This is a genomic window from Psychrobacter sp. FME6, from assembly GCF_014861365.1.
In the GTDB taxonomy this organism is placed as follows: Bacteria; Pseudomonadota; Gammaproteobacteria; order Pseudomonadales; family Moraxellaceae; genus Psychrobacter.
Genome location: NZ_RRYW01000076.1, coordinates 1 through 14,772 on the forward strand (window position 1 = coordinate 1; position 14,772 = coordinate 14,772).

Below are 14,772 nucleotides of genomic sequence, written 5' to 3' on the forward strand. Positions count from 1 at the left end.
TTCTCGCTTGTGTCTTTATCTGGCTGCCGCTGATTTGAATTCTATACAGCCCCTAGTGTTACTGATTTCAACTTACCATCTCTACACTTGTTGTATGATGAAATCATCGTAACCTTAAAAGATACTGAGATTCATCTGAGTGAATTTAATGACGATAGTAGTCAGGCGCATTTATTATTGGACTCAATCACTGTACTAAAGCAGCTGTCTTGTATTTTTGAGCTGATTTCCTTAGTCGGGGCGGAAACGCTAAACACGACCATCGTCAATGGTTTACAGCGTCTTTATGATAATGGCAATAATAACGATGTCGACTTGATCATGGATTTATCAGAAGCCATCATGACACTAGAACGTTATGTCGAGTTTGTGCTATTGACCGAATCAGTGGAGCCCATTTTATTACTACCGGTTATCAATAAACTCAACGCTCACGGGAAAGAGTCTCCTATCACAGCAGATTATTTTTCGACGTTTGGTAGCAGCAGCGTTAGTATCGCCAACCCTGAACAGAACTTCCAACCACTCAACGAGCTTAATTTAGACAGTGAATTACTGACCTATGCATATCGTAGTGGTCTTGGTGTCGCTCTGCTTAACCAAGATGGCACCATTAGCCCAGATGATCAGCAAAAACTTGACGCCATGAGTGCGGCGTGTGCTTTGATAGCATCAAACAGCAATAGTATGTTCTGGCAAGCAGCCACTGCAGCCGTTACTGATATTGCAACGATCTTGCCGCTCAATCTCAGCCAAAAACATACGCTTATTTATTTAGAGCAGCAGTTCCAAAGCTATTTGCCCGTGATGGATACGCGCTTTGCCGATTTGGTCAGTTTTGCTTGTCAGCGTGATAACGAAGCGGCGCACATATTGCGTGAGCAATATGCCAACAATCGGTTAGAAGGCCATCAGCTGGAGCAAATGAAACGTTTCTTATTAGGCCCTAACCGAGCGCTTACTGATACGTTGAACACCATCATTCAAACCCAGATTAATACTATCAAAGAAAATGTAGACAGCTACGCGCGTGGCGATTCGCTCAATCCTGCTGATATGCAAACCGCGCAAATTATCGAAGACCTCATGACATTGAGTTCGGCGCTACGCTTGCTGGGTTTATCCAATGCCGCCAACAGCCTCGATACAGCGGCCAATGCTGTCAAAAACTGGCAAGCACCTTCGCCTGATGACTTTGACCATTTACTACTGGCATTGATGCATGCAGAAAACGCCACCATTGCGATGGCCGAAATGCATACCCCGGGGGCGATTTATTTACCATTGAATAATCCCCATATCTCATTGCATCAGCTCAATACGGCCAACGACACTTTGATACAAGAAAGTCGTACCGCCATTGCCAGTGCCGAACAAGCCATCAATGATTATTTGGCTGAGCCAGAGCGAGACATGCTCAATATTCAAAACATTCCTGAAATGATGCGCCAAGTTGCAGGGGCTGTACGCTTCTTGCAGCTACCAACACCTGCCAGCATGCTCAGCCAACTGGCCAACTATATGGAGCAGCGCATCGAAGGTGGCCGACGTATTGAAGACAGTACGCTCGCCTATATCGCTGATGTCATTATGGCAGTCGATCATCATTTAGATGGTTTTGAACACAATCGTCCTGTCAGTAAACAAGCGCTAGATGTGGGTCAGCAGAGCTTGAGCTATCTACTCGCTGCTTAACCACCATAGCGATCAATAAACACTTAATAATGGCAACGATACCTTGATGGCGGCGGCTTTTCTGCCATCGCCCTTCATTTATATATAGTTGGTTTAATATAATTTGGACACCGTATCCGACTTATAATGGATTGACTATATTTCAATTTAAAAAAGTCTGTATCAACACTGATGCATACTTGCCTTAAACGGTTTGGAATTCTATATATGACCAACGCTTTTGTATTTAGTGATGATACTATTCTGTGCCGCCAAACGTCTGATGGCTGGTGGCCTTTGCAGGTTCAATTATCACCATCTAATGCAAATACAAGCCATAGCGAGTATCAACAAGCGTATCAGCTTGGCCACGTCGCGCTACTTGAAAGCCTAGCCCCGAGTCACTGGTTGTCTGCTCAAGACGGTGCTGATAAGAATGGTAAGGATGGTAAGAATGGTAAGAATACAGGTAAGTCAATTGAGACTGATGACACCTTTACTGCGCCAGCGGCCAGTGCCATTACTTATGATTATGCAATAACAAACGAGATTGCGCTGCCTATCATCGCTGAGAGTAGCGGTAAGGCTTTTGTTCCGTATCGCCAGCTGATTACCCAGTTGCCTGTTGCTGTGTCAGATCAGCTTAGTCAAGCCATGCAGTTATTGCGCTGGCAGGCAGACACACAGTTTTGTAGCCGCTGCGCTACCCCAACCGTTCATGCCAAACAAAATGAGCGTTCGATGGTCTGCCCAGCTTGTCGATTGCGCCAATACCCGCGCGTACAGCCTTGTGTCATCACAGCCATCACAAGACCAAACCCACATACGGGTGAAATGCAGATTTTACTGGCCCATCACCACCGTTACGGACAGCAAAAGACACCGCAGCAAACGCTACAATATGGTTTGATTGCAGGGTTTGTAGAGGTCGGTGAAAGCTTGGAACATGCAGTCGTTCGTGAAGTGGCCGAAGAGGTTAATATTAGCCTAACGGATATTCGCTATGTGAGTAGCCAGCCATGGCCGTTTCCATCTAATTTGATGCTCGGCTTTCGGGCGGCTTATGCAGGTGGCGAACTTATTATTCAAGAAGACGAGCTGTCACACGCCGACTTTTTTGACCTTTCAAACTTGCCCAAAATACCATCAAAAGGTAGTATTGCTTACGAGCTGATTGCGCAGATTATGAACGAGCAAGGTATGACGATTTAACGCTTTACACCCTAACCCTTACTATCACTATATTTATTCTAATATCAGCACTGACCACTGACGTTAAGGTTCCTAATTAAATGCAAAGTAGCACCAATATCCGCTTAGTCAATCTGCCAATATTGTTCGATAGCTTGAACATAAAAGCACTACCTGCTGATATACAAACGAAGATTTCAGATATTGATACTTGCCTACCGCAAACACAGTGTGGTTTATGCGACCATCCAGATGGCTGCTTACCGTATGCAGCTGCTATCGTGCTAGACGGTGAGCCATACAATAAATGCGTGCCTGGTGGTCAACCTGTTACCAATGCCATCGCCCAAATTATCGATATAAACAGTGATGAATCGATACTGAGCGCGGCGCCTTCTCAATGGCCAATAGATGCCATATCGTCTAGGCCTACCGAGGTACGCGCCGTTATCCGTGAAGATGACTGTATCGGCTGTACCAAATGTATCCCTGCATGCCCAGTTGATGCTATTGTCGGTACTGGCAAGCACATGCATACTATCTTTACGGATTTGTGCACAGGCTGCGAGCTATGTATCGCCCCTTGCCCAGTTGACTGTATTGATTTGGTCACTATCGAGCGCGAGCTGTCTATCTCTGAGCGTGAAGCAGAACAAGATGATTTGAGGCAGCGCTATCATACTCACCTTAGGCGCGTCACCGAACAGCTGGCTGATAGCAGCAATAGCAAGCCTGTGGTCAGTATGGTAGAAGCAAAACTGAATAATGCTGCTAGCCAATCGTTGAATATCAGCGAAGCGCAAGCAAAAAATACCATTGCCGCCGCCAAGCTACGCAGTAAAATTAAAAAACTAGAAAAACAGCTTAGCGTACGCCCTAATGAGAACAAACAGACAGAACTTGAAGCGTTGCAAGCTGAGCTCGCACAATTTTAATAGCGACCATCTGCTTTTGAATAACCATTAGATAAAATAATAGTCAAAATACCATGAGTAAAACCGTCAAACATAAAACTGCCGATACCCCGCCATCGAGGCGACTACCCAATCGCGACGTGCGCCCGTTCTTTGAAAAATTGGCAGCAACGATTGACGAGCCAGTTACAGAGTTAAACTATGGTAGTAATTTCGAGCTACTGATCGCCGTTATATTATCCGCACAGGCAACCGATGTCAGCGTCAATATTGCGACCAATCAGCTCTATCCTGTAGCGAACACCCCTGAGGCGATATTGGCATTGGGTGAAGACGGTCTAAAATCTTATATCAAAAACATTGGGCTATATAATGCCAAAGCCAAAAACGTCATTAAAACCTGCCATGATTTGATAGAGAAATTTAACAGTACTGTCCCAGATAATCGCAAAGACTTAGAGTCTCTAGCGGGCGTTGGCCGTAAGACGGCCAATGTGGTGTTAAATACTGCTTTTGGACAACCAACGATGGCAGTCGATACCCATATCTTTCGAGTGGGTAACCGTACTGGTCTCGCGACTGGCAAAAACGTCTTAATTGTCGAGCAAAAACTGGTCGAACGTATTCCAGATGACTTTATCGTTGATGCCCATCATTATCTCATTTTGCATGGGCGCTATACTTGTCAGGCACGCACGCCCAAATGTGGCGCTTGCCCTGTTTATGACGAATGTATGTTTAAAGATAAAGCTAAGTTTTTAGAATTATAATGCCATTGTTGAATATTACTTATAGAAGAACAAGCGACGCTCACTAGAGTTTTATCACGTTTCGAGTTAGAATAAGCCTATTTTAACGCTGATAAGCCAGATTAATTACTGTCATATAATCAGGCAACAATCACCATGTTGGCAAATGCTTATTATTAAATAGCACTTCTACTAAAGCATGAAACCAGACTAAGCTTAACCACATATTTTTCAATATCTAATTGATACATGCATTTATTATCAAGTGAATTGAGCAGTACCTATTTATCACCTTATCACCGAGCAATTGATTTGTTTGGCCAATATTAATTAAAGCAGCGCCCAGACGCTATGCTTTTCCCTACCTTTATTGATTCAATTAAGCGATCCTATTATGCGCGAATACAACTTATTTACCTCAGAATCTGTGAGCGAAGGCCATCCCGATAAAATGGCTGACCAAATATCAGACGCTATCCTTGATGCCATCTTACGTGAAGATTTACATGCGCGCGTGGCGTGCGAAACGCTGGTTAAGACAGGTGCGGTGATATTAGCAGGTGAAGTGACCACGACCGCAAATATCGATGTTGAACGTATTGTACGCGATACGGTAAACGGTATCGGTTATCACCATTCAGACTTAGGCTTTGATGGCGAGACCTGTGCTGTTATCAATATGCTTGGTAAACAATCTCCTGAAATCGCCCAAGGCGTCGATCGTAGCGACCCTGAAGAGCAAGGCGCTGGTGACCAAGGGCTGATGTTTGGCTATGCCAGTAATGAAACCGACGTTTTAATGCCAGCGCCTATCGAATATGCTCATCGTTTAATGGAGCGTCAGTCTGAGTTACGCCGTGCAGGCGAACTGCCTTGGCTACGCCCAGACGCAAAAGCGCAAGTTACCTTAAAATATGAAGGCAACCACCCTATTGCCATTGATGCAGTGGTATTATCCACGCAGCACGATCCAAGTATCTCACAAGCCGATTTACAAGAAGCGGTGATGGAATCTATCATCAAGCAAGTATTACCAGCAGATTTATTGCACGCTGGTACGCGTTACCACATCAACCCAACTGGCAAGTTTGTTATTGGCGGTCCCGTTGGTGATGCAGGATTGACTGGACGTAAAATTATCGTTGATACTTATGGCGGTATGGCTCGTCATGGTGGCGGTGCATTTAGTGGTAAAGACCCTTCAAAAGTAGACCGTAGTGCCGCTTATGCTGTGCGTTATGTGGCCAAAAACTTGGTTGCCGCTGGCATCGCTGAGCGCTGTGAAGTACAAATCAGTTATGCGATTGGCGTTGCTGAACCGACGTCTATTTCGGTTAATACTTTTGGTACCAATAAAATCAGTCATGAAGAAATCATTCGTTTGATTCGTACCCATTTCGACCTACGCCCTTATGGTATTACTCGTATGCTGAATTTATTACAACCAATGTATCAGCAAACCTCCACTTTCGGGCATTTTGGTCGCCAAGGTTCTGAAACTGCCTTTACGTGGGAAAAAACAGACAAAGCTGAAATCTTAAAAGCAGATGCGGGTTTATAAACCTCGCGTGAAATATACTTTCATTTAATTTAGACCTTTAAACTTACCTACCATTATTAGGAGTCGCTTATGTCTCAAAATAACATTCCAGACGACGCTCAAAACAAAAATGACAATATTGACACTAGCCTTGAAATCACCCCTGAAATGCAGGCGTTTTACCAACGTGCCGACGCTATTATTGGCGTAGCAAACAGCCAACTAGGTCCTGAGGCGCATTCAGGCCAAGTAGGTGCTTCATTACTTTATGCTGCTGCACGTTATAGCGCATCTGTTGCTTCTATTGGCTTTGTAAAAGGTGATGATTTCGCCAAAGAAAAAGACGATATTGTTGAGTTTTATACCAAACAATACCGTCAAATGCTCAGTGACAACTTGACTGATTACGCACAAAATTTCGACAAATATGTCCAGCTTAATAAAGACGACAAGCCTAGCGAATAAGACGAAAAGACTTAGCTAATTTTTCAAAAGTTCTTGTAGCACCAAGACTTAAACCCAAGCTTACGATTAAGCTTGGGTTTTTTATTGGCTATAATTTGGTGGCTCACTACCCCGAAATAAGCTATTATGAGTTTAACCCGTCCTATTTCTAATAAGTATTAAAGCAATCGTTTTTGATAACAGAAAGTTATCATTTGCTACCTATAAGGAGATATTGTTATGAAACACTTATTTCAGTCATGGCGATTATGCTTGTCATTATTAGGATTATCAGCAACAGTGGCTTTGGCTGGCTGTAACAATATCCAAAGCGTCAATACACCTGACATGCCGCCTATGCATACCACTGAATACAACCAGCAGATATCTAGCGACAACCCTTTTACTAAGTGCCCACCTTACAATCCTGAACAAACGATGTGTACCATGCAATATGACCCTGTCTGTGTCAAAATAAAAAACCGCTCAGGTATCAGCTATCGCACGGCGGGTAATGCATGTTCAGCCTGTGGCACAACGGTGGCAATCGGTTACGTTAAAGGACAGTGCGCACAACCTGACGTAAACGTAAGCTAATATAAAAAATAACACTGCCGAGCTAAATAAAGAAAGCCCCAGCTTAATCATAAGCTGGGGCTTTTAGGTGAGCTTTGCTACTTTTTACTTTAACAATACTTAATTATCAGATTTTTCGAAATCAGGCGGACCTGTTAGCAGTTCTTCATCACGGAACTCATTGGCTGAGTTGTGCTCTGCTGATTCTTCAGTGATAAACCACTGCTGATTACGATACAGTATCAAGCGATCTCGACTTAAGCCGCGCAGTAAGGAGTACATCATAATAACAATGACAATAGCAAAAGGGAAACCTGACACGATAGACGCTGCTTGCAGTGCACCTAAGCCACCTGCTGCTAATAATACAGCGGCGATAACACCTTCAGTACCTGCCCAAAACAAACGCTGAATTTTTGGTGGATTGGTATCACCACCTGAGGTCAACATATCAATAACAAAACTGGCTGAATCCGATGAAGTGACAAACCAAAGTACAATCATTACCACGATTAGCAAGTTCAATGCTGAAGTTAATGGATAAGACTCCATCAGCTTAAAGATAGCACTACCGGTATCAGCCCTGACTGCTTCAACTAAACCAGGGCTTGCGATATTAGGATCAACCGCTGCCATCAGCTCCATATGTACTGCTGAGCCACCAAAAGCGGTGAACCATAAGAACAAAATGGTAATAGGAATCAACAGTACGCCTAATATGAACTCACGGATAGTACGCCCACGAGAAATACGTGCGACGAATACACCTACAAATGGCGACCAGCTAATCCACCATGCCCAATAGAAAATCGTCCACGATGACTGCCAGTTTTCTTCGCCGTTATAAGACTCAGTCCACGTTCCTAATGGTATGACTTGATGCAGATAATTACCAATATTTTCGACAAAGCTATTAAAAATAAACTGCGTAGGCCCTAAGATAATCACGAAGCTTAGCAATACGACCGTAAATAGTATATTAATATCACTGAGGCGCTTAATCCCTTTATCCAGCCCCATAAACAGAGATAACCCTGCTAGCATGGTGATAAAGGCAATTAAAATAATCTGTACGGTGATGTTATTCGGAACACCAAACAGCGTCTCAAGACCAGAGTTAATCTGCAATACACCCAAACCCAAGGTGGTCACCACCCCAAACATCGTACCGAACACCGCTAGCGTATCAACGGTATGGCCCATAGGACCATAGATTTTTTGGTGGTGTATCAGAAAGTATGCTGAGGAGATAAAAGGAGGGTGACAGCCAAAGCAAGATGATATATTTGAGGTTATGAAGACACAAATAGATATCAGTTGCCCCGACTGTCACAGTCCCAGTTTAAAGAAAAACGGCATAAAAAGCTATGGTAAGCAAAACTACCAGTGTAAGGACTGCAAACGTCAATTCATTGGTGACCATGCCTTAACTTATAAGGGCTGCCATTCTCAAATAGAAGACAAGATACGGCTAATGACGGTTCATGGTTGCGGCGTTAGAGACATAGCCGTTATAGCCAAGGTTAGTATAGGTAAAGTGCTCAATACTATAGGCTCATCCGTATATAAGATTACGCCTAAGAAGCGCTACTATGAACGCTTAGAGGTTGATGAGTTCTGGACTTACGTATATCGCAAGAAGCGTAAAGTCTGGCTTATTTATGCTTATGACCGTGCTACTAATGAGATTGTTGCTTACGTTTGGGGCAGACGTGACTTAAAAACGGCTAAGAAGCTAAGAGCCCGGCTTAAATACCTGAAAGTCAGCTATGACACTATTAGCATGGATAACTGGGATAGCTTTAAAACCGCCTTTAAAAGTGATAACAAACGAATTGGCAAACAATATACGGTAGGTATAGAAGGTAATAATTGCCGCCTTAGACACCGATTGCGTCGGGCGGTTAGAAAAACCTGTTGTTTCTCTAAGAAGCTCGATAATCACTTCAAAGTGTTTGATATGGTGTTCTTTTACGTCAATTATGGCTACGTCTAATGCCAGCATACTTTTTAGAACACCACCCATTGTTTTTATCCATAAATGGATTATCGGCTGGCACAGTACCGTCAGGTTTTAACCTGATTATTTTACCCAAGTTGACACTCATATCTTGCGCTGGGGTTTTTTCTTGGCGCTCACCTGAGCTGATATATAGATACCTTCCATCAGGTGAGAATAGCAATCGATGGCTGTAATGACCCTGTCCTTTCATCTTTGGTGTTTGCTGCCAAATGGGCCTAATGGCTTGCAAGCTTGGTTGACCAACGTCCAAACCTGACAGTTTGGCTTTGATGACTTTAGCACCGAATTTACGACTGTCAGGTCCTGTACCAGCTTCGACGTAGCTAAGATATATATTATTAGACGTTGCGAAATCTGGCGCCAGAATAACATCGCCAAGACCACCCTGCCCGCCATAAGCCACTTTGGGCACACCAGTGATGGCTGTCTTATTACCTGTTGCTGCATCGACGACAAATAACTCTCCTGTCTTTTGAGTCACAAGCAGTTTTAACGACTCATCACCTTCTCTAGGAAGTGCAGTCATCGCCCAAGGCTCATTAAAAGTGGCAACTGTTTTGGTGGTAAAGGTAGGTTTCTCAGCATGTAAAAACTCATTGACGACCGAATTTTCTGCTTCTTGATATTTTGCCAAATCGCCATTGGTGTCAATGACTGACTGGTCAGAGCAAGCAGCCGTGCTAAACAACAATGACATTGCTGCTAATAATGGTGCCACGTGTTTTTTCAATATTTTATTTTTAGCGTTCTGAGCGGTATGCCTATCTATCGCCATTTTTATAATTGTCATACTAGCCATCCTTGTGTGCTTTTTTATAATATAACAAGGACTTTATCTATTCTGGTACAGGTTATGTTTGTCTATAGAAAAACCCCTTATCTGCTAAGGCAAATAAGGGGTTCAATGTAACGTTTAAAATAATAGCTAAAGTTTACTATTAGCTCATTCTAAGCTTATCAAAGGTTAGTTTATCATCAGCGCCAACATCGACTTTGATGATATCGCCAGCGACAAAGTCACCTGCTAGTAGCTTTAATGACAATGGGTTTTCAATCTCTTGCTGGATAGCACGTTTTAGCGGACGCGCACCATATACTGGATCATAACCGACCGCTACCAGTTTGTTCATCGCCTCAGATGACAGCTCGATATCCATCTCACGCTCTTGGATACGCTGACGTAAACGATCCAATTGAATATCGGCAATACCTGCCATTTGCGACATACCAAGCGGATGGAATACCACAATCTCATCAATACGGTTAACGAACTCTGGACGGAAATGCTGTCCAACTGAATCCATCACCTCAGCCTTGATATCCTCGTAACTTTCGCCGACCATCTCTTGAATCTTATGCGAACCTAAATTACTGGTCATGATAATAACGGTGTTTTTAAAGTCTACTACGCGACCTTGCGAATCCGTCAAACGACCATCGTCTAATACTTGCAATAAGATATTGAACACATCAGGATGCGCTTTCTCAACTTCATCAAACAGTAGCACGCTATAAGGCTTACGACGTACTGCTTCGGTCAAAGTACCGCCTTCTTCATAACCGACATAGCCTGGAGGCGCGCCCACCAAACGGCTGACGCTGTGCTTCTCCATATATTCACTCATGTCGATACGCACAATGGCGTCTTCACTATCAAACAAGAAGTTTGCCAGTGATTTGGTCAGCTCTGTTTTACCCACACCCGTAGGTCCTAAAAACAAGAACGAACCTGAAGGGCGGTTGGGGTCAGACAAGCCAGCGCGACTACGGCGTACAGCATTTGCCACGGCTTCGACCGCTTCGTCTTGACCGATGACGCGCTCATGGAGTTTTTCTTCCATCGCCAGCATTTTGTCACGCTCGCCTTGCATCATTTTACTGACCGGAATACCGGTCGCTGCGGCAACAACTTCGGCAATTTCATTATCGGTTACTTTATTACGTAGCAGCTTTATACCGCTATCTTCACCGCTCTGCTCTTTTTGCTCTGCCAGATCAGATTCATGAATACGGCGCTCTAGCTGCGGGATGGTCTCATATTGCAGCTTACTCATGGTTTCATAGTCGCCTTCGCGGCTGGCTTTATCATAAGCAATACGCGCTTTATCTAGCTCGTCTTTTAACTGCTGACTGCCTTTGACCAAAGCTTTTTCTGCTTGCCAAATCTCATTGAGATCTGCGTATTCTTTCTCTAATTCTTCGATTTGGCTATCAAGCACCTTACGCTCTGCTTGCGCGCCAGCATCTTCTTCGTTTTTGAGCACTTCGCGCTGCATTTTAAGTTGAATCAAACGGCTATCAAGCTTTCCTAACGATTCAGGCTTACTGTCCATTTCCATACGCAAGCGACTGGCTGCTTCATCAATTAAATCAATCGCCTTATCAGGCAATTTGCGATCAGTAATATAACGATGACTCATCCGCGCCGCCGCAATAATCGCACTGTCTTGGATATCGACACCGTGATGCAGCTCATAACGCTCTTTGAGCCCACGTAATATCGCAATGGTATCTTCGACCGTCGGTTCATCGACCAATACTTTTTGGAAACGACGCTCAAGCGCAGCATCTTTTTCGATAAATTGGCGATACTCATCCAATGTCGTCGCACCAACGCAGTGCAGCTCACCGCGAGCAAGCGCAGGTTTGAGCATATTACCGGCATCCATCGCCCCTTCCGATTTACCCGCACCGACCATGGTGTGCAGCTCATCGATAAATAAGATGACGTTACCTTCTTGCTTGGCTAAATCGCTCAGTACGCTTTTGAGCCGCTCTTCAAACTCACCGCGGAATTTTGCCCCTGCAATAAGCGCACCCAAGTCTAACGACAGCACTTCTTTACGGCGTAGACCTTCTGGCACATCACCGTTGATAATTTTTTGCGCCAAGCCTTCGACGATAGCGGTTTTACCCACACCTGGCTCACCGATGAGCACCGGATTATTTTTGGTACGACGCGACAACACTTGAATGGTACGGCGAATCTCTTCATCACGACCAATCACCGGATCAAGCTTGCCAAGTTCCGCCTGTTCAGTCAGGTTAATGGTATATTTATTCAACGCATCACGCTGATCTTCCGCATTTTGATTATTCACGGTGTCATCACCACGCAACTGCTCAATCACCGCTTTTAATTTGGTCGCGGTCACACCAGCACTTTCAAATATCTTTTTGGTTTCACCTTGCTCAGCAAGTGCTAATATCACCCATTCGGTGGCGATAAAATCATCGCCTTCTTTTTGTGCTTGACGATCTGCCAAGTTCAAAATTTTAACCGAGTTTGGATTTAGATTGACATCACCTGTCGGCTCGCTAATCGTCGCTTGATTGTCTAATGCTTTTGCCACGCCATTTTTCAACGCTGGAATAGACGCGCCCGCTTGCTGACAGATAGACAGGTTGGATTCATCTTGCAGTAATATCGCAAGCAAATGCACCGGATCGATACCGGTATGGTCACGACCTAGTGCCAGACTTTGTGCTTCTTGAATCGCTGATTGCAACTTTTGGGTAAATTTTTCGAACCTCATATTTGTGTCCTCTTATAATTTGCTTATATAACTAAGCCTATATAACTAAGTAATAGCTGCGGTTTTTTATAAGTATTTAACGTTACCGCAAGCTTTTGGTTGTTATCTATATAGGGTTTATTGAGTAATATTTCAATATCAATTTAACTGTGGTCAATAATAGCTAGTGTCTGATTGAAGTAAGCCAATATGAGCAAAAGCCCATGAGAAATAACACTTTTACATTAAACCTTACTATTAACAATGATATCGACTATAAAGTCTTAATAGGCACATTAGGCAAGTATTTCAAGAGAATAAATGAAAGAAATATGAGGGTTTAAGAAAGAGGAACGGGGGTTAAAAAACAAGATAAGTATAGACAGGGTATAGCCAGTCCTAAATAAAAGTATTATAACGCACTACTGGGATAGATTTTTTTCTTGCTTGCTGTGCCTGCGCTAACAGAGGCTACGAATAATTAATCCCAATAGCGCTGTACTATTTTAAAATGAATCTAGGGGCTGTATAAAGACCATTTACTCAACAATCTCAATAGGGGTACCAACCTTGACGGCTGCCATGATTTCATCCATCTCATCATTGGTAACCGCCATACAGCCTGCCGTCCAATCGCGTTGTTGGTTAAGCATTGCTAATGCACCAAAACCATTTTTTTGTCCATGAATCATAATCGCACCACCTGGGCTCACACCGCGTGATTTCGCCTTAGCCTTATCTACAGCATTGGGATAACTGACGTGCATAGAACGATAATATTGAGATTTTTCGTTTTTATAATCGAGTGTATACGACCCTATCGGTGTACGCTGATCGCCTTCTTGTTGCTTATGTCCAATCGGACTACCACCGAGTGCAATATGGTAAGACTTAATCACTTTGTCACCGCTCATTAACTGCAGACGACGCTCTGATTTATCGACAAAGACTTTATCGATAATGTCTTCATTGGGAATGGGCTGCGGATATTTCGCGGCATCCTTAGCAGCAGCGATAGCACTCGTGCCGATAATAGTAGCAAAACTAAGCCCTATCACGATAAACAACCAACTTGAATACTTACTAGAATTTGGGCGAAAAAATGACATAGACTTTAATCCTTATAATCAACGCGTAATAGCAATGAGTCATAATATATCAAAGCACTATGCCATGTTTGGTGGCTCAACTCTGTGCAAAAGTTATGGATAAGATAAAAATGAGTTCTGACAGTTGCTAAACTAAACCATACGAATAGCCCCATCAAGACGAATAACTTCACCATTTAAATAGGCATTATCAATGATATGCATGACCAGTTTGGCAAATTCATTGGGATTGCCCAAACGTTTAGGATAAGGAACGCCTGCCTCTAGCTGTTCGCGCGCTTTTTCTGGGATAGTCTCCATCATCGGAGTAGCAAAAACCCCCGGTGCAATCGTCATTACCCGAACACCATGGCGCGCCAGCTCACGAGCCAGTGGTAAAGTCAGACCGACCACGCCCGCTTTCGATGAAGCATAACTGGCTTGCCCTACTTGCCCATCAAAAGCAGCAATAGAGGCCGTGTTGATAATAATTCCGTTATCAGCATTGGCTTCATCTGATGGTTTAGCAGCCACACGCTTAGCGATACTGGCTGCGACCAGACGCGCGACATTGAAAGAGCCGACGAGGTTAATATTGACCCCACGGCTAAAATCATCAAGATCGGCTGGATTGTTTTCACGGTCTAAGAGCTTTTGTACCACCGCAATACCAGCACAGTTAATCGACCCTTGCAGACCACCAAACTCTTTTTCAGCCATAACGACAGCTGCTTGTACATCATCGCCACTGGTGATATCACAGCGTGCAAAACGGACATTGTCACCAAGCTCAGCAACCAATGCTTGCCCTGCTGACTCGTTAAGGTCAGCGATAACGGCTTTGCCACCTTTAGCGACAATAGCGCGAACCACTGCCTCACCCAAACCTGACGCTCCGCCAGTAACCAAAAAGCTGTATTGTTCAATTTGCATAACTATTCCTTGGTATTATTATTTAACTGTCTAATTTGTTATCTGATTAGGGGCTGTATAGAATTGGGAGATAGTTGAAAAAAATAAGCAACGCCTTACACTCTTGTTTACCACAACAAAGAGAA

General features: G+C 43.8%; 12 protein-coding genes and 1 pseudogene. 8 read left to right on the forward strand and 5 right to left on the reverse strand.

Going from position 1 to position 14,772, the window contains the following annotated elements:
- The first annotated feature begins 87 nt into the window (after nt 1-87).
- From EI162_RS10665 to EI162_RS10695, 7 genes are all read left to right on the forward strand, one after another.
- Nucleotides 88-1,695: a hypothetical protein gene (locus EI162_RS10665; RefSeq protein WP_225736970.1), complete on the forward strand. Its 1,608-nt coding sequence runs from the start codon at nt 88-90 to the stop codon at nt 1,693-1,695.
- A 207-nt stretch (nt 1,696-1,902) separates the two neighbouring features.
- Nucleotides 1,903-2,886: an NAD(+) diphosphatase gene (nudC, locus tag EI162_RS10670; RefSeq protein ID WP_192524343.1), complete on the forward strand. Its 984-nt coding sequence runs from the start codon at nt 1,903-1,905 to the stop codon at nt 2,884-2,886.
- Between the two features lie 80 nt (nt 2,887-2,966).
- A complete protein-coding gene (locus EI162_RS10675) occupies nt 2,967-3,800 on the forward strand; it encodes an RnfABCDGE type electron transport complex subunit B (RefSeq protein ID WP_192524344.1) in 834 nt (277 codons plus the stop codon).
- A gap of 53 nt (nt 3,801-3,853) precedes the next feature.
- Entirely contained in the window at nt 3,854-4,549 is a 696-nt protein-coding gene (gene nth / locus EI162_RS10680; RefSeq protein ID WP_192524345.1) for an endonuclease III, read from the forward strand.
- A gap of 373 nt (nt 4,550-4,922) precedes the next feature.
- Nucleotides 4,923-6,089: a methionine adenosyltransferase gene (gene metK / locus EI162_RS10685; protein ID WP_192524346.1), complete on the forward strand. Its 1,167-nt coding sequence runs from the start codon at nt 4,923-4,925 to the stop codon at nt 6,087-6,089.
- A 147-nt stretch (nt 6,090-6,236) separates the two neighbouring features.
- On the forward strand, nt 6,237-6,533 hold the full coding sequence (locus EI162_RS10690) for a DUF3144 domain-containing protein (protein ID WP_192524352.1): 297 nt from the start codon (nt 6,237-6,239) through the stop codon (nt 6,531-6,533).
- A gap of 219 nt (nt 6,534-6,752) precedes the next feature.
- Nucleotides 6,753-7,109: a hypothetical protein gene (locus EI162_RS10695; RefSeq protein ID WP_192524347.1), complete on the forward strand. Its 357-nt coding sequence runs from the start codon at nt 6,753-6,755 to the stop codon at nt 7,107-7,109.
- Nucleotides 7,110-7,208: 99 nt separating this feature from the next.
- Here the strand turns inward: EI162_RS10695 and EI162_RS10700 are convergent.
- Nucleotides 7,209-8,348 (reverse strand): annotated as a pseudogene (locus tag EI162_RS10700) (BCCT family transporter); the annotation flags it as partial.
- 34 nt (nt 8,349-8,382) lie between these two features.
- Here EI162_RS10700 and EI162_RS10705 point away from each other — a divergent pair.
- Complete coding sequence (locus tag EI162_RS10705; RefSeq protein ID WP_192524348.1) at nt 8,383-9,084, forward strand: IS1 family transposase; 702 nt, start codon at nt 8,383-8,385, stop codon at nt 9,082-9,084.
- Here EI162_RS10705 and EI162_RS10710 read toward each other — a convergent pair.
- The 4 genes from EI162_RS10710 to EI162_RS10725 form a co-directional block, all read right to left on the reverse strand.
- Entirely contained in the window at nt 9,065-9,901 is an 837-nt protein-coding gene (locus EI162_RS10710) for a PQQ-dependent sugar dehydrogenase (RefSeq protein WP_225735367.1), read from the reverse strand. The two genes, EI162_RS10705 and EI162_RS10710, sit on opposite strands and share 20 nt — an antisense overlap.
- 148 nt (nt 9,902-10,049) lie before the next feature.
- Nucleotides 10,050-12,647 (reverse strand): ATP-dependent chaperone ClpB, encoded by a 2,598-nt coding sequence (gene clpB / locus EI162_RS10715; RefSeq protein ID WP_192524349.1) that lies wholly within the window; start codon nt 12,645-12,647, stop codon nt 10,050-10,052.
- A gap of 518 nt (nt 12,648-13,165) precedes the next feature.
- Nucleotides 13,166-13,735 (reverse strand): L,D-transpeptidase family protein, encoded by a 570-nt coding sequence (locus EI162_RS10720; RefSeq protein WP_192524350.1) that lies wholly within the window; start codon nt 13,733-13,735, stop codon nt 13,166-13,168.
- Between the two features lie 132 nt (nt 13,736-13,867).
- On the reverse strand, nt 13,868-14,647 hold the full coding sequence (locus EI162_RS10725; RefSeq protein ID WP_192524351.1) for an SDR family NAD(P)-dependent oxidoreductase: 780 nt from the start codon (nt 14,645-14,647) through the stop codon (nt 13,868-13,870).
- Nucleotides 14,648-14,772: the final 125 nt, after the last annotated feature.